Origin of the sequence: Amycolatopsis tolypomycina (genome assembly GCF_900105945.1) — a bacterium.
Classification (GTDB): domain Bacteria; phylum Actinomycetota; class Actinomycetes; order Mycobacteriales; family Pseudonocardiaceae; genus Amycolatopsis; species Amycolatopsis tolypomycina.
Genome location: NZ_FNSO01000004.1, coordinates 7,962,017 through 7,977,585, shown reverse-complemented (window position 1 = coordinate 7,977,585; position 15,569 = coordinate 7,962,017). Strand labels below are relative to the sequence as shown.

Sequence of the window (15,569 nt, the reverse complement as noted above, 5' to 3'; positions counted from 1 at the left end):
GGTCAGCGCGGGCTCTCGAGCGCGGTGATCGCCGCACTCACCGTCATCGGCTGAGCATCGGCATCAGGTAGTACGTCAGCTCCACTTCCCCACCCTCCGCCGCGCGCAGGATGCATGCCCGCATCCCCGGCTGGATCGACAGCACCACCCGCTCACCCGCGAACGCCGCCAGCGCGTCGAGCAGGTACCGCGCCTGGAACGACGGTGACGTCCGGCCGCCGTCGACGTCCGCCTTCAGGAGCTCCTCTGCCTCGCCCGTGTCCTGGCGGGCGCTCGCCAGCCTGACCTGGGCGTCGCCGACCTCCAGGGTCAAGACCCTCCTGTCCTCCGCGTACACCCCTACGCGACGGACCGCCGCCGCCAAGGTGTCCGCCTGCAGGGTCACCCTTGTGTCCACCGCGGCCGAGGGGATCGAGTCCTCCGACAGGAAGCCCGCGTCGAGCACCGCTGTGGCCACCAGGCCGTCTGCCCAGCTCAGGCCGAAGCGTCCCGGGCCGGCGTGCAGGCCCACCCGGCCGCGGGCCTGGCGGGCCGCCTCCGCCAGCAGGGCCGCCGGGACCAGGACGTCCAGCGTCCCCGGTGACGACAGCGGCAGGCGGGCCACCGCCATCCGGTAGCGGTCGGATGCCGTCAGCGTCAGCCGGGAACCGGATGCCTGGAGCCGGACGCCGGTGAACAGCGGCAGCGGGTCGCCCTTTGCCGCCGTGCCCGCGACGATCCGCAACGCCGACGCGAACGCCGCTCCGTCCACTGAGGACACCTGGGCCGGTGGGTCCGCGAGCACGGAAGCAGCGGGCAGCAGTGGCAGCGCGAACCGGGCGTTGTCCAGCCGCAACGCCAGGCGCGTGCCCTCGACGACCAGGCGGACCAGCTCGCTGTCGAGCACCTTCAGCGTCTCCACCAGCGGTGCCGCGGGGACGACGACCGAGCCGTCGGTGTGCGTGGTCGCCGGGCAGCCGAACCGGACGGCGAGGTCCGACGCGGCGCCGGCGACCGTCAGGCCGGCCGCGTCCGCCTGCAGCCGCAGTCCGGCGCGGGACGGCAGCAGGCGCGACGCGGCCGAGACGGCCGCCGAGAGGCGGTGGGCAGGCGCGGTGACGTCCATGCCCGCAAGGTAGCGGCAGGCACCGACAAAAACCGTCGGCCTACGCGTTGACCAGCGGACGAGACTCGACCGGAGCCGCCGCGGCACGGACCGTGCCGCGCAGCAGCCACACGACGAACGCGAGCACCACGCCGGCCACGCTCGCCGCCAGGAAGGCCGCGCCCGGACCCGCGTGCTCGACGACGTACCCGCTGATCGACTGACCGGCCGCGAGCCCGAGCGTCACCGCCGTGAGCACCCAGCCGAACGCCTCCGCCGCCGTCCCGGCCGGCGCGACCACCTCGATCGTCGTCGAGTGGGCCGTCGACTGCGGGGTGATCAGCGCGCCCGCCAGCAGCATCATCAGGGCCAGGCCCCACAGCGAAGACGGCCACGCGAGCAGCGCGACCAGCGCACCGAACCCGCCGAGCAGCACCGGCAGCCGCAGGCCGAGCCGCCGCGGCCACGGCCGCAGGCTGTAGGCGACGCCGAACGCGACCGAGCTCAGCGACCACGCCGACAGCAGCAACCCGCCCACCGAAGGCGAGCCCGCCTCGGTGGCCGCCGCCGGCACGGCGACCTCGACGAACCCGATCACCACGCCGAAGCCCAGCGCGGCGATGGCCAGCGTCCGCATGCCCGGGCTCGCCAGCGCGCCCAGCAGCGACCCGTGGGACTCCGACGACGGCCCCCACGCGCGCACGGCCGGGCTCAAGGCGAACAGCACCGCGCCGGTGAACTGCAGCGCGACACCCAGCACCAGGCCGGTGCCCGCCCACGGCGCCATGACCAGCAGCCCGGCGACGCCGGGGCCGAGGATGAAGAACACCTCCATGCTGATCGCCTCGTACGAGAACGCGGCGTTGCGCGGCCCGCCCGGCGGGAGCAGCCGTCCCCACAGCGCCCGCGAGGCCGACCCGACCATCGGCTCGGACAGCCCGGTCCACGCGCCGAGCGCGACCAGCACGGCGGTTGCGGCGTGCGATTCGATGGCCGTGACCAGGGCGGTCATCGCGAGCACGGACAGCAGCGCGACGGTGAGCAGCGGCCGCGTCGGCCCGAACCGGTCGATCAGCCTGCCCTGCACCACCGCGCCCACCGACACCCCGACGAGTGAACCGGCCGAGACCAGGCCGGCGACGGCGAAGGAACCGGTCTCGCGCTGGACGTAGAGCAGGGCCGAGATGCCGATCATGGCGATCGGCAGGCGGGCGAGCACGGCGGCGACGGCGGGGCGCCGGGCCGCCGGGGTCGTCAGCGCCGTCCGGTAGTCGGCGAGGGACGTGCGGCTTTCGTGGTTCGAGACAGACTGGGACACGCGTACAAGTATGCCGGAGACTGGTACGTCAGTACCAGTTATTTGACGGTCAGGTGCGTCACCGGCAGACTGGCAGTGGATCTTGGGGCCGGCGCGAGAGGTCTCGATCGCGTAACGCTCACGATATTCTCCGTGGACTCCTGCAACGAAACGGCCCAGGCGGCGTCCTTGAGAGTGAATGGCCTTGAATTCGTGGGTATGGGCCGTGATGGTTGAACAACAGCACAGAAACCCAGCTCCCTCCGGCACTCGGGTCGGGGCCTGGCCCGGAGGGCGGGGAGCGCGGATCGTCGGGGGATGGTCCGCGCGACAACGAAGAGCCGGTGCGCCACGTCGGGGGTGGCGCCCGGCTCTTTGTTGTTCCTGGACACTGTTGTTCCTGGACACGAAGATGTTCCTGGACACGAAGAAGGCCCCCTCGGCGAACCCGAGGGGGCCTTCGACGCAAAAGACTCAGCGAGCCCGGCGGGCCAGCCGCTCCGGGTCGAGGATCAGCACGCTCTTGCCCTCGAGCCGCAGCCAGCCGCGGTGGGCGAAGTCGGCGAGCGCCTTGTTGACGGTCTCGCGCGAGGCGCCGACGTACTGGGCGATCTCTTCCTGCGTCAGGTCGTGCGTGACCCGCAGCAGGCCCGCCTCCTGGCTGCCGAAGCGCTGCGCGAGCTGCAGCAGCGCCCGCGCCACGCGGCCCGGGACGTCGGTGAAGATCAGTTCGGCGACCATGTTGTTGGTCCGGCGCAGGCGGCGCGCGACCACGCGCAGCAGCTGTTCCGCTATCTCCGGCCGGGTCGAGATCCACTGGCGCAGGGCCGGGCGGTCCATGGTGACCGCGCGGACCTCGGTGACCGTGGTCGCGCTCGACGTCCGGGGGCCGGGGTCGAAGATGGACAGCTCGCCGAACATGTCGGACGGGCCGAAGATGCCCAGCAGGTTCTCGCGGCCGTCGGGCGACTTGCGGCCGATCTTCACCTTGCCGGACTGGATGATGTACAGCTTGTCGCCGGGTTCACCCTCGTTGAAGATGACATGGCCGCGGGGGAACTCCACGGATTCCAAGGTCTGGGCCAGCGCCTCCGCCGCTGCCGGCTCCACACCCTGGAAAATGCCCGCACGGGCCAGGGTTTCGTCCACCTCGGGTGCCTCCTCGTCGAGAAACGATCACGCTCCCCGATGCTTGAGGAGCGTGACGCCGATCACTTGCGCGTCAGTCTAGGGCGTACTCCCGAGATCGCCCGCCGGACTCGCACAAGGCGGAAACGATCTCGTTCGAACGTGGAGCCTAACTCCGCACGCGACGCGCGCGTAGCCTGGCTGCCCGTCCGCCCAGCCTACGCAGCCGGAACAGCTCCAGCGCGCGGCCGATGCCGTGCCCGTAGAGCGCTCTGACCTCGTTGGGCTGTGCCTGCTCGAGGAACTCTTCGACCTCGTTCTCCTGCACCGCGACGTGCTTGAGCCTGCTCTCCACCCGCTCCATGAAGAGCGCGAAGAACATGATCACCAGGGGGACCAGGATGACGAACCAGACAGTCATGACCGGACCCCGAAACACTCGTTGAAAAGCATCTACTCCAGATCCTCGCTCATGGCGGCCGGAAAACGCGCCGAGGTGGTGCTCTGGCGTGTCGGTCGTCCACCGGTGCAGTCACCGGCTCGTCCGACGGCGCCCGTAGGCTATCGGGGTGCCTCCTGCCACCACGAACGCCCCCCGTGAGGGCGCTGGTGAAAGCCGATTGGCTCTGGTGAGACGCGCCAGGCGGATGAAGCGTTGCCTGGACGACGTGTATCCGGACGCCCACTGCGAGCTCGACTTCACCACGCCGCTCGAACTGCTGGTCGCGGTCGTGCTGTCCGCGCAGACCACCGACGTCCGCGTGAACCTCGTCACGCCTGCGCTGTTCAAGCGCTACCGGACCGCGGCCGACTACGCCGGCGCCGACCGCACCGAGCTGGAGGAGTACCTCCGGAGCACCGGCTTCTACCGGGCGAAGGCGAACTCCGTGATGGGCCTCGGTGCGGCGCTGGTCGAGCGCTTCGGCGGCGAGGTCCCGGCCAAGCTCGAAGACCTGGTCACCCTGCCCGGCGTCGGCCGCAAGACGGCCAACGTCGTCCTCGGCAACGCCTTCGACGTGCCGGGGATCACCGTCGACACCCACTTCGGGCGGCTGGTCCGGCGCTGGGGCTGGACGACCGAGGAAGACCCGGTCAAGGTCGAGCACCTGGTCGGCGAGCTGATCCCCCGCAAGGAGTGGACGATGCTCTCGCACCGGGTGATCTTCCACGGCCGCCGCGTCTGCCACGCCAAGAAGCCGGCCTGCGGCGCCTGCCCGCTGGCCAAGGACTGCCCGTCGTACGGCACCGGCCCGACCGGGTTCGAGGAAGCCGCGAAGCTGGTCAAAGGCGTCGAAAAGGACCACATCCTGGCGCTGGCGGCGCCCCGGTGACAAGAGTCACCAAGTTCGCACTGGCCGCCGCGGTACTGGCGGTCGCGCTGATCGTCGCGCTGCTGCCGCGCGGGGGTGACGACACCGCCGCGAAGCCGTCGGGCGATCTCGCGCCCGCCCGGTCCGCGGCGGCGCTCCAGCCGTGCCCGGCGCCGGGCGCCGCGCAGCCGGTGAAGCAGCTCGAAGGCGTCACGGCCGACTGCCTCGGCGACGGCGCGAGCGTCGACGTCGGCCGCGCGCTCGGCGGCGCTCCGGCGCTGGTCAACGTGTGGGCGTCGTGGTGCGAGCCGTGCCGGACCGAGCTGCCCGTGCTCCAGGAGTACGCGAAGCAGCCGGGTGCCGTGCGCGTCCTCGGCGTCCAGGTGCAGAGCCCGGCGAAGGACGGCCTCGACCTGCTGGCGAAGCTGGGCGTGCACCTGCCGTCGGTGTACGACGGCAACGGGCAGAGCGGGCCCGTCCGGACGGCGCTGAAGGTGCCTTCGTCGCTCCCGGCGTCCTACTTGGTCACCGCCGCGGGCGAGGTGCGGTTCATCGCCAATCCACGCTCGTTCGTGAACACTGACCAGGTGCGCGCGGCAGTCGAGGGGGCATCGTGATCGGACCACTGGTCGAACCGGAGTCGGTTCCCGAGTGGCTCCGGCCGCTGGTCAAGGTGAGCGCCGAAGTCGATTCGAAGACGTTCACGCGGTTCAGCCCGCCCGAAGACGCGTACACGCGCCCTGCCGCGGTGCTCATCCTCTTCGGCGAGCGGGAGGCCGACGGCGAGCCGGACATCCTGCTGCAGCGCCGCGCCGACACGCTGGGTTCGCACGCCGGCCAGGTCTCCTTCCCCGGCGGCGGCGCCGAGGAGGGTGACGGCGGCCCGATCGGCACCGCGCTGCGCGAGGCCGAGGAGGAGACCGGCGTGGTCCCGTCCGGCGTCCGGCCGGTCGCGGTGCTGCCGGAGCTGTTCGTCCCGGTGTCCGGGTTCGCCGTGACGCCGGTGCTGGCGCACTGGGCCGAGCCGTCGCCGGTGCACGCGGTCGACCCGGCCGAGACGGCGTCCGTCGCGCGCGTCGCCATTGCCGACCTGGTCGACCCGGCCAACCGGTTCACGGTGCGGAAGAAGGGCATGCCGTGGAAGGGGCCGGCCTTCGAGGTCGGCGGCCTGTTCGTGTGGGGGTTCACCGCCGGGCTGCTGTCGGTCCTGCTGAGCCTGGGCGGCTGGGAGCGCGAATGGGACTCGGGCGACGTCCGGGACCTCGACGAGGCGCTGGCCGCGTTCCAGGCGCGAGTGAGCGGGGAGTGACGCGGTGAACTGGGTCGATATCGTCGTGCTGCTGCTGGCCCTGCTGGCGGCGGTGTCCGGCGCCTACCAGGGCGTGATCATCGCGCTGCCCTCGCTCGTCGGCGTCGTGCTCGGCGCGGTCGCCGGGATCAAGCTCGCGCCGGTCGTGGTCGCGTTCTTCGACGACCCCGTCTGGAAGGTCGCCTTCGCGGTGGCGACGGTGGTCTTCCTGGTCGCCTTCGGCGAGGCCATCGGCGTCTACGTGGGCCGGCGGCTGCGGCAGAAGATCAACCCGGACAAGCTGTCCGGCGTCGACAAGACGCTCGGCGCGGTCGTGCAGGCCCTGGTGGTGTTCGTGGTGGCGTGGCTGATCGCGACGCCGCTGACGGCCGTGTCCGGCGCGCCGTGGCTGGCCAAGGCGATCAACGGCTCGGTGGTGCTCGGCAAGGTCAACGAGACCATGCCGCAGGCCGCGCAGGGCTTCCCGAGCCAGCTGCGCAAGCTGCTCGACGCGTCCGGCTTCCCGTCCATCGTGGACCCGTTCCAGAAGGCGCCGACGGCGGACACCTCGCCGCCGGACCCCGCGCTGCAGCGCAGCGCGATCGTCCAGGAGCTGCACGGCAGCGTGGTCAAGATCCGCGGCACGGCCAGCTCGTGCTCGCGGTCGCTGGAAGGCAGCGGGTTCGTGATCGCGCCGCAGCGGGTGATGACGAACGCGCACGTCGTGGCCGGCACCGACACCGTCGGCATCGAGACCACCCAGGGCGACTACCCGGCCCGCGTCGTCTACTTCGACCCGGAGGTCGACATCGCGGTGCTCGCGGTGCCGCGCCTGAAGGCCGAGCCGCTGCAGTTCGCGGCGGAGACGGCGGGAGCGGGTGACAGCGCGGTCGTCCTCGGCTACCCGCTCGACGGCCCGTACCGCGCGACGCCGGCCCGCGTGCGCGGCCGGATCAACCTGCGCGGCCCGGACATCTACGAGGCCAACACGGTGCAGCGGGACGTCTTCACGGTCCGCGCCGAGATCCGCAGCGGCAACTCCGGCGGCCCGATGGTGACGCCGGACGGCAAGGTCATCGGCGTCGTCTTCGGCGCGGCGGTGGAGGACCCGGAGACCGGCTTCACGCTCACGGCCGAGCAGGTCCGCGCCGAGGTCGACGCGGCACCTTCGCAGACGACGAACGTGTCGACCGGCTCCTGCGCGGCCTAACGCCCGTACCGCAGCGCCAGTCCGTCGAGCAGGGCCCGCATGCCCAGCTCGAAGAGGTCGTCCAGCACCAGGTCGTAGCCTTCCTCGGCGAGGTCGGCGAGCATCCTGGTGAACGTCGGGTGCCCGGCCGCCATCGCCGCCACGCCGGCGCTCTGCTGGTCGATCCAGTCCTCCTCGGTCAGCCCGGACGACGCCAGCGCGCTCTGCTCACGCTCGAGGTGGACCGCCATGCCCTGGACGTGGCTGAAGAACAGGACGTGGAGGTTGCACAGCGTCGTCGCGTCGACGCCCAGCTCGGACAGCGCCGACAGGGCCCATTCGCCGTGCACGGCGAGGTTGCGCAGCGGCAGCGGCCGCGTGATCGGCCCGAGCTGCGCCAGCCACGGGTGGCGCTTGAACAGCGACCAGAGGGTCCGCCCGCCGAGCGTCAGCCGGGCACGCCAGTCGCCGGACGGCTTCGCGGGGTAGCCGCGCTCGCCGTACGCGGCGTCGGCCATGAGCAGCACCAGCTCGTCCCGGCTCCGCACGTACCGGTACGGCGCCATCGCGGCGACGCCGAGGCGCGCCGCGACCCCGCGCATGGACAGCGCGCCGAGGCCCTCGGCGTCGGCGATCGCGATCGCGGTCCGCACGAGCCGGTCGCGGGTGAGCCCCTGGTGGCCACCGCGGCGGTCGCGGCCGGCGACGACCGTGCCCGACCGCGGCTCGGCCTGCACGACCCCTTCCTGGCTGAGCAGGGCCAGCGCCTTCGCCGCGGTCGCCATGGCGACGCCGTGGTCGGCCGCGAGCCGCCGGGTCGAGGGCACCCGCGCGCCTGGCGGGAGCTCGCCGCGCGCGATCCGGCCCCGCAGCTCTTCGGCGATGGCCAAGTACTTCACGGCGGCTCCCTGACCTAGTACAGCAGGCCATCTGTGCTAGTACAGAATTGGCCTTCGAACTGCATCGACTCCAGTGTTGTCTACATCAGCGTACGACTCTGGAGGGAACATGCGAAACGTCCTGATCTCCGGCGCCGGTGTCGCCGGCGGCACCCTGGCCTGGTACCTGGCGCGGGCCGGCTTCGACGTCACCGTGGTCGACCGGGCGCCCGGCATCCGCAGCGGCGGGCAGGCGATCGACGTGCGCGGCGTCGCGCTCGACGTCGTCGACCGGATGGGCCTCGGCGAGCGGCTGCGCGCGGTGCGCACCCGGATGCGGGGAATGTCCATGGTGGACGGTGACGGCCACGAGCTGTTCCGGTCCGAGGAGTTCGCCCTGAGCAGCGGGCGGCTCGACAGCGCCGACATCGAGGTGCTCCGCGACGACGTCGTCTCGATCCTGCACGAGGCCACCGACGCCGAGTACGTCTTCGGCGACTCGATCACCGCGCTCACCGAACTGCCGCACGGGGTGCGCGTCGAGTTCGAGCACGGCGGCTTCCGGACCTTCGACCTGGTCATCGGCGCGGACGGGCTGCACTCGGCCGTCCGGCGGCTGGCGTTCGGGCCGGAGGAGCGGTTCATCCACCACCTGGGGCAGTACCTCGCGATCTTCCCCACGGCGAACTTCCTCGGCCTCGAGGACTGGCAGGTCTGGTTCCGGCACGAGGACACCGGCGGCGTCGCCTACCCGGTGCGTGGCAACAGCGAACTGCGCGTGACGCTCGGCTTCGGCTCGGAGCCGTTGCCGCGAATGGCCGTCCCGGAGCAGAAGCGGCTGATCGCCGAACGGCTCGCCGGCGTCGGCTGGGAGGTGCCGAAGCTCCTGGAAGCAATGGCGGAGGCGGAGGTGTTCTACTTCGACGCCATGGCGCAGATCCGGATGGACCGCTGGACGACGGGCCGGATCGCGCTGGTCGGCGACGCCGGTTACTGCGCTTCGCCGTTGTCCGGCCAGGGAACGAGCTTGGCGCTGGTCGGCGCGTACGTCCTCGCCGAGGAACTCGGGCGCGCGAGCCACGAAGAAGCCTTCGCGGCCTACGAGACGCGCATGCGGCCCTTCGTCACGCTCAACCAGGCGCTGGCCACCGAAAACCCCGGAGCCCCGGCGTCGGAGGAGTCGCTCGAGCGGGCGAAGTACGCCATCAGTCTCGCTTGAGGAAGTCCACCATGGCCGCGGACGTGCGGTCCGGGGCTTCGAGGTGGGGGAAGTGCCCGACGTCCGGCCAGACCTGCGGCTCGGCGTGCGGGCCCGCCCAGCGCGTCGACGACGTTGCCGTCTCGGGGAGGATGCAGGTGTCGTCGGCGCCGTGCAGCTGCAGCGTCGGCGCCGCGATCCGGGCGCCGACGGCGTCGGTGAACCGGCGGCCTTCGCCGCGGAACTGGGCCCGGAACGCCCAGCGGTAGTGCTCGAGCGCGCTGTGCGCGACGCCGGGCACGAGCATCGCCTGCCGGAACGCCGCGACGCTCTCGCCGAAGTCCGAAGTGGACCGCCAGCGGCGGCCGGCCCAGCCGCCGAAGAGGTCCTCGACGGCCTGGGCGTCGGCCTTCACCAGCCACTTCTCCGGCGCCATCGGCACCTGGAAGCGGAAGAGGTGCCCGGCCGCGCGGCCCTGGCCGCGCCACGGGCGGGCCACCGCGGACCGCAGCGCGAGCGGGTGGGCCGCGCCGATCGCCGTCACCGAGGACACCAGCCGCGGGTGCAGCGCCGCGACCGTCCAGGCGAGCATGCCGCCCCAGGCGTGCCCGGCGAGGTGGGCGCGGCGCGCCCCGAGCGACTTGATCAGCCCGCCGACGTCGCCGGCGAGCGTCCACGCGTCGTAGCCGCGGGGCGGCTTGTCGGAGTCGCCGTAGCCGCGCAGGTCGACGGCGACCGCGCGGAACCCGGCGTCGGCCAGCGCCCGCAGCTGGTGGTGCCAGGTCCACCAGAACTCGGCGAACCCGTGCAGCAGCACCACGACCGGGCCGTCGCCGAGCTCGGCGACGTGCAGCCGGATGCCGTTCGCGGAGACGTCGCGGTGGACCCACGGGCCGTCGAGCCGGACGATCGACGGGTCGGGGGACGCGTGCAACGAACTAGTCGCGCGTGGCCACGCCGGCTTCGGGCGCGCGCTGCGGCTTCAGCGCGGCAGCCGTCTCCTTGACGCTGGCGATGGTCCGCTCCGGTGCCTTGAACTTCTTCACCTTGCGGTAGCCGAGGAACCCGGCCACCCCCGCGACGATCAGCATCAGGACGAACACGATGCCGAACGCGATCCAGCGGTAGCGCAGCCACTGGGCCAGCCCCTCGGCCGCGAAGAAGAACAGGAAGAACGTGCTGTACAGGAAGACCGTCAGCGCGATCAGGAAGAAGACGGCGCCCTTGAGGCCCTTCTTCACCTCGCCGACCAGCTCGGACTTCGCCAGCTCCATCTCGGCCCTGACCAGGGTGGAGATGTGCTGGGTCGCGTCGCCGACCAGCCGGCCGATCGACTGGTCGCCGGGGACGTCGGAGGCGGAGGACAGCGGGAGGTAAGGCACGGCCCCCACGCCGTCGGGACCGGTGCGCTCGTGTTTGGGGCTGCTCACCGGGTCATCGTGCCATGTGTCCCATTACCGGGCGCGGCGGAGTCACCGTGTGTCGGCGATTCGCGCATGAACCTTGCTACGACGGAGTAGCAGGGCCGCCGCCAGCAGGGACGCCGCGGCCGACGCGATCAGCACCGCCGCCTTCGCCAGCTCGCTCGCCTGCTCGGGCAGGGCCAGCTCCGCGATCAGCAGGCTCACCGTGAACCCGACCCCGCCGAGCACCGACAACGCGGCCATGTCCCGCCAGCCCATCCCGCGCGGTTTCTCCGCCAGCCGCAGCTTCACCGCGAGCAGGCTGGCCCCGAGGATGCCGACGACCTTGCCGCCGAGCAGCCCGGCGAGCACCGCGAGCGGCAACGCCGTCGTGAAGACCGCGCCGAGCGCGTCGCCGTCGATCGAGATCCCGGCCGCGAACAGCGCGAACACGGGTACGGCGACCGCCGCCGACCACGGCTGGAGCCGGTGCTCGAGCCGCAGCGCGGGTGCTTCCGCCTCCCCTTCGTCGGCGCGGACGCGGGTGAGCAGGCCCAGCGCGACGCCGGCGATCGTCGCGTGGATGCCCGCCGAGTGCACCGCGACCCAGGTGACCAGCGCCAGTGGGACGTACAGCCACGGCGTCCGGACCCGGCGGTGCTGCAGGAAGGCGTACAGCGCGAGCGCGGCCACCGCCACGGCCGCCGCGACCAGGTCGAAGCCCGTCGTGAAGAGCACGGCGATGACGATGATCGCGCCGAGGTCGTCGACCACGGCGAGCGAAAGCAGGAAGACCCGCGCGCTCGAGGGCAGGTTCGACGCCGTCAGAGCGAGCACGCCGAGCGCGAACGCGATGTCGGTGGCGACCGGGATCGCCCAGGCACGCTCGATGCCCGGCGTCCCCCAGCCGACGCCCAGCGCGACGAGCGCGGGCACGACCATGCCGCCGAGCGCGGCGACGACGGGCAGGATCGCCTGCTTGAACCGGGACAGCTCGCCGATGACGAGCTCGCGCTTGAGCTCCAGCCCGGCGACGAAGAAGAACAGGGCGAGCAGGCCGTCCTTGGCCCAGTCGCCGACCGTCAGGTCCAGGTGCAGGAACTCCGGGCCGAGCCGGAAGTCGCGCAGCGCGTGGTAGCTGTCCCGCAGCGGCGAATTGGCCCAGAGCAGCGCGACCGCCGTGGCCGCGAGCAGGATGAGCCCACCGGTGGTCTCGGTGCGCAGGTAACGGGCGAATTCGCTCAACGGGCGAGTCATCGAGGCGGCTCCTGGGTTCGCTGATCACTGTTGCCGACCAGGCTTCCCGGCGCACCTTGATGCCATTTTAACAGCTCTTTGTCACGCATTGTCATGACCGCCGCCACAGGTGGTGTCGGTGGTGGGTCACGCGATGGGCTCCTAACATGCCAATCGACAACAAAGTTCCTGGCAGAAGGAAGCAGATGCTGTGAGCACCTCCACCGAGGTCCAGCAGGACACGAGGTTCTTCGGGCACCCACGAGGACTGGCGAACCTCTTCGGGGTCGAGATGTGGGAGCGGTTCTCCTACTACGGGATGCTCGGCATCCTGCCGATCTACCTCTACTACAAGGTCGAGCAGGGCGGGCTGGGGCTCGCGCAGGAGTCCGCGCTCGGCATCGTCGGCGCGTACGGCGGCCTGGTGTACCTGTCCGCGGTCATCGGCGCCTGGGTGGCCGACCGCCTCCTCGGCTCCGAGCGGACGCTGTTCTACAGCGCCGTGCTGATCATGATCGGGCACATCAGCCTGGCCCTGCTGCCGGGCCTGGCCGGCATCGGCGTCGGCCTGGTGTGCGTCGCGGTCGGCAGCGGCGGGCTGAAGTCCAACGCGACGGCGATCGTCGGCACGTTGTACGCCGAAGGCGACGAGCGGCGCGACGCCGGCTTCACGATCTTCTACATGGGCGTCAACCTCGGTGGCTTCGTCGGCCCGCTGCTCACCGGGCTGGCGCAGACGGAGGTCGGCTTCCACCTCGGGTTCGGCCTCGCCGCGATCGGCATGGCGCTGGGGCTGACCCAGTACACGTTCGGCCGCAAGAACCTCGGCGACAAGGCGAGGGAGGTGCCGAACCCGCTGCCGTCGTCCCAGCGCGCGCTGGCGATCGGTGCGGCCGTGTTGCTCGTGGCCGCGATCGTGACGCTGGTCCTCAGCGGCGTCATCAACCCGGGCAACCTCGCCGACGTCGTCGTGTGGGTGGTCGGGGTGATCTCGGTGGTCTACTTCCTCGTCATCCTGACCAGTGGCAAGATCACCGCGGTCGAGCGCAGCCGGGTGTTCTCGTTCATCCCGATGTTCATCGCCAGCGCGGTGTTCTTCTCGCTGTACCAGCAGCAGTTCACGGTCGTCGCGGCCTACACCGACCAGCGGCTGAACCGGAGCCTGTTCGGCTGGGAGATGCCGGTGTCCTGGGTCAACTCGATCAACCCGGTGTTCATCATCGTCTTCGCCCCGGTGCTGGCGGCGCTGTGGACCAAGCTCGGCGAGCGCCAGCCGTCGACGCCGATGAAGTTCGTGCTCGGCACGGTGCTGATGGGGGCGGCGTTCCTGCTGTTCCTGCCGATGGTGGGCAGCGGCAAGAACGCCAGCCCGATGCTCGCGATGGTCGGCATCCTGTTCGTGTTCACGATCGCCGAGCTCTGTCTTTCGCCGGTGGGGCTGTCGCTGTCGACGAAGCTCGCGCCCGAGGCGTTCCGGACGCAGATGGTGGCGCTGAACTTCCTGTCGATCTCCTTCGGCACGGCGATGTCCGGCAAGCTCGCCGAGTACTACTCCGTCGACGACGAGGCGCCGTACTTCAGCACGGTCGGCCTGATCGCCATCGGTGTCGGCGTGCTGCTGTTCCTGGGCATCCCGTTCATCCGCAAGCTGATGAAGGGCGTCCACTAGCTAGCCGACGGTGACCCCGAAGATCACCCCGACGAAGTAGGTCACGACCATGGTGAGCGCGCCGACGCCGACGTTGCGGACGATCGCGCGCACCACGTTCGCGTCGCCGAGCCTCGCGCTGACCCACCCGGTCAGCGTGAGGCCGACGACGACCGCGGCCGCGCACGCCCACACCCGCAGGGAGACGCCGGCCCAGGCGATGGACAGGATCGGCAGCAGCGCGCCGATGGAGAACGCGAGCAGGGACGCCCACGCGGCCTGCCACGGGCTCGTGAGGTTGTCGGGGTCGATCCCGAGCTCGGCCTCGGCGTGCGCCTGCAGGGCGTCCTTTTCGGTCAGTTCGCGGGCGACCTGGCTCGCCAAGTCAGGCGAGAGTCCTTTTTCCTCGTAGATGCCGGCGAGCTCGCGCTCCTCGGCCTCCGGCATCGTCTTGAGTTCCTGCTTTTCGAGCCGGAGCAGGGCCTGTTCGGTGTCGCGCTGGGTGCTCACGGAGACGTATTCCCCGCCGGCCATGGAAAAGGCACCGGCGACGAGCCCGGCGATTCCGGCGGTGAGGATCGTGGTGCTTTCCGTGGTCGCCCCGGCCACCCCGACGACGATGCCGGCGACGGACACGATCCCGTCGTTCGCCCCGAGGACGCCGGCCCGCAGCCAGTTCAGTTTCCCGCCCACGCCCTGGTGCGGTTCGTGCGCGTGCTCCACCGCGGTTTCGGTCACCAGAACAGTGAAACACGAACCCGGAATCGTGGCGAGACTTGCGATTTTTGTCAGGTGCGCCTAATTAACGCGTGCCTTACCTAAGCCGTCCTGTGTGGACTCTCAGCCGCGCTGGGTCATGATGACCGGCATGGACGAGCAAGTGTGGCAGCCGTTGGTCACGGTGGAGGGCCGGCCGCTGCTCGGCGGCGAAGGCCGGTACCGCCTGCTGGAGACGGCCGACAGCGGCCTGGCGTACTTGATCCACTACCCGGCGGGAGTGGCGTCGCCGCCGCACGAGCACGACCACGACTCGATCGTCTACGTCCTGTCAGGGCGGTTGCGCGGCGCGGTCGACGGCGTGGAGGCCGTGTTCGAGCCGGGTGACTCGGTGCTGCACCCGCGCGGGGTGACCCACCACGTGGAGGCGCTGACGGACTCGATGTGGGTCGAGTTCAAGTCGCCCCTGCCGGGCCGGCCGCCGATCGCCTGAAGCGCCCCAATGTGGCGTTGGTTGCGTTCAACGCACCGAACGCCACATTGGGTGCGCTGGACGCACCGAACGCCACATTGGGGCGCTTGGGGCGGCCCCGGAAAGCGGAAACGCCCGGCCCGCGCAAAGCGGACCGGGCGCTTCCTGGAGTGAAGCCTCAGGCGTCCAGCTCGGCGAGGGCCTGCTTGGCCTTCTCGAGCTCGGCCTCCAGCGCGGCGACCTTCGCGGCCTGCGCCTCGCGGGCCTGGTTGATCACCTCGTCGATCGGGCCGGACAGCTCGGCGTGCAGTTCCTTCGCCGCGCGCGAAACCGCGGCGGCGGGGATCTCCAGGCCCTTGGCGACCCACTTCGAGCCGTTCTTCAGCTCGGCCTGCCACTCGCCGTCGGCGGTGCCGGTGACGGTCAGGATCAGCTCGACCGTGCGGGTCTTCTTCGCCGTCGACGCCGTCGCCGCACCCTTCGGGCGGCCGCGCTTCGGCTTCGGGGCCTCTTCCTCGGCGGCCGGCTCGGCCGGCTCCTCCGAGGGGGAGGCCGGGGACGCGGACTCGGTGACGGCCGCCTCTTCAGGGGCAACAGCCAGGGCTTCGGTGGCCGTTTCCTCGTCGTGCGTCAGGACATCCACGGTCATCGTCGTGTCGTCTCCTTGCCCGGGAAGTGGGTGTGGTTCGCGGCACAGCGTAGAACATGCGTTCGAGTCGTG

17 protein-coding genes are annotated in these 15,569 nt (G+C 71.2%); 7 read left to right on the top strand and 10 right to left on the bottom strand.

The features are described from left to right. Positions 1-43: 43 nt before the first annotated feature. From BLW76_RS46515 to BLW76_RS46500, 4 genes are all read right to left on the bottom strand, one after another. Positions 44-1,105, bottom strand: coding sequence for a DNA polymerase III subunit beta (locus BLW76_RS46515; RefSeq protein WP_091318999.1), 1,062 nt, complete (start codon positions 1,103-1,105; stop codon positions 44-46). A gap of 40 nt (positions 1,106-1,145) precedes the next feature. Beyond that, positions 1,146-2,402, bottom strand: coding sequence for an MFS transporter (locus BLW76_RS46510; protein WP_091318997.1), 1,257 nt, complete (start codon positions 2,400-2,402; stop codon positions 1,146-1,148). A 453-nt stretch (positions 2,403-2,855) separates the two neighbouring features. Continuing rightward, complete coding sequence (locus BLW76_RS46505) at positions 2,856-3,530, bottom strand: Crp/Fnr family transcriptional regulator (RefSeq protein WP_003081747.1); 675 nt, start codon at positions 3,528-3,530, stop codon at positions 2,856-2,858. 148 nt (positions 3,531-3,678) lie between these two features. Next, positions 3,679-3,930, bottom strand: a complete 252-nt coding sequence (locus BLW76_RS46500; RefSeq protein WP_013230551.1) for a hypothetical protein — start codon at positions 3,928-3,930, stop codon at positions 3,679-3,681. 226 nt (positions 3,931-4,156) lie between these two features. Between BLW76_RS46500 and nth the strand changes: the two genes are divergently transcribed. Genes nth through BLW76_RS46480 form a run of 4 tightly spaced genes read left to right on the top strand, consistent with a single transcriptional unit; the run spans position 4,157 to position 7,317 of the window. Continuing rightward, complete coding sequence (nth, locus tag BLW76_RS46495) at positions 4,157-4,840, top strand: endonuclease III (protein WP_091318995.1); 684 nt, start codon at positions 4,157-4,159, stop codon at positions 4,838-4,840. Continuing rightward, entirely contained in the window at positions 4,837-5,436 is a 600-nt protein-coding gene (locus BLW76_RS46490) for a TlpA family protein disulfide reductase (protein WP_091318993.1), read from the top strand. Before nth ends, BLW76_RS46490 begins: the two co-directional genes overlap by 4 nt. Next, positions 5,433-6,128, top strand: coding sequence for an NUDIX hydrolase (locus tag BLW76_RS46485; RefSeq protein WP_091318991.1), 696 nt, complete (start codon positions 5,433-5,435; stop codon positions 6,126-6,128). Before BLW76_RS46490 ends, BLW76_RS46485 begins: the two co-directional genes overlap by 4 nt. Before the next feature lie 4 nt (positions 6,129-6,132). After that, complete coding sequence (locus BLW76_RS46480) at positions 6,133-7,317, top strand: MarP family serine protease (RefSeq protein WP_091318989.1); 1,185 nt, start codon at positions 6,133-6,135, stop codon at positions 7,315-7,317. Here BLW76_RS46480 and BLW76_RS46475 read toward each other — a convergent pair. Continuing rightward, complete coding sequence (locus BLW76_RS46475) at positions 7,314-8,195, bottom strand: TetR/AcrR family transcriptional regulator (RefSeq protein ID WP_091318987.1); 882 nt, start codon at positions 8,193-8,195, stop codon at positions 7,314-7,316. The two genes, BLW76_RS46480 and BLW76_RS46475, sit on opposite strands and share 4 nt — an antisense overlap. Positions 8,196-8,304: 109 nt before the next feature. Here BLW76_RS46475 and BLW76_RS46470 point away from each other — a divergent pair, with 109 nt between their 5' ends. Beyond that, on the top strand, positions 8,305-9,393 hold the full coding sequence (locus tag BLW76_RS46470; RefSeq protein ID WP_091318986.1) for an FAD-dependent monooxygenase: 1,089 nt from the start codon (positions 8,305-8,307) through the stop codon (positions 9,391-9,393). Here BLW76_RS46470 and BLW76_RS46465 read toward each other — a convergent pair. The 3 genes from BLW76_RS46465 to nhaA are packed head-to-tail and all read right to left on the bottom strand — an operon-like array spanning position 9,380 to position 12,032. Beyond that, a complete protein-coding gene (locus tag BLW76_RS46465; RefSeq protein WP_091318984.1) occupies positions 9,380-10,306 on the bottom strand; it encodes an alpha/beta fold hydrolase in 927 nt (308 codons plus the stop codon). The two genes, BLW76_RS46470 and BLW76_RS46465, sit on opposite strands and share 14 nt — an antisense overlap. 4 nt (positions 10,307-10,310) lie before the next feature. Next, on the bottom strand, positions 10,311-10,802 hold the full coding sequence (locus BLW76_RS46460; protein ID WP_091318983.1) for a phage holin family protein: 492 nt from the start codon (positions 10,800-10,802) through the stop codon (positions 10,311-10,313). 42 nt (positions 10,803-10,844) lie between these two features. Beyond that, complete coding sequence (gene nhaA, locus BLW76_RS46455) at positions 10,845-12,032, bottom strand: Na+/H+ antiporter NhaA (protein ID WP_091318981.1); 1,188 nt, start codon at positions 12,030-12,032, stop codon at positions 10,845-10,847. A gap of 190 nt (positions 12,033-12,222) precedes the next feature. Between nhaA and BLW76_RS46450 the strand changes: the two genes are divergently transcribed. Continuing rightward, positions 12,223-13,680 carry a peptide MFS transporter gene (locus BLW76_RS46450; RefSeq protein WP_091318980.1) on the top strand — a complete coding sequence of 486 codons (1,458 nt, stop codon included), beginning with the start codon at positions 12,223-12,225 and terminating at the stop codon, positions 13,678-13,680. On the opposite strand, the gene BLW76_RS46445 is transcribed toward BLW76_RS46450, so the two are convergent. Continuing rightward, positions 13,681-14,397, bottom strand: a complete 717-nt coding sequence (locus BLW76_RS46445; protein WP_091318978.1) for a VIT1/CCC1 transporter family protein — start codon at positions 14,395-14,397, stop codon at positions 13,681-13,683. A 118-nt stretch (positions 14,398-14,515) separates the two neighbouring features. On the opposite strand from BLW76_RS46445, the gene BLW76_RS46440 reads away from it, so the two are divergent. After that, positions 14,516-14,869, top strand: coding sequence for a cupin domain-containing protein (locus BLW76_RS46440; RefSeq protein ID WP_091318977.1), 354 nt, complete (start codon positions 14,516-14,518; stop codon positions 14,867-14,869). A gap of 157 nt (positions 14,870-15,026) precedes the next feature. Here the strand turns inward: BLW76_RS46440 and BLW76_RS46435 are convergent, their stop codons facing one another. Then, positions 15,027-15,497, bottom strand: a complete 471-nt coding sequence (locus BLW76_RS46435) for a DUF6319 family protein (protein WP_091318975.1) — start codon at positions 15,495-15,497, stop codon at positions 15,027-15,029. Positions 15,498-15,569 lie beyond the last annotated feature (72 nt).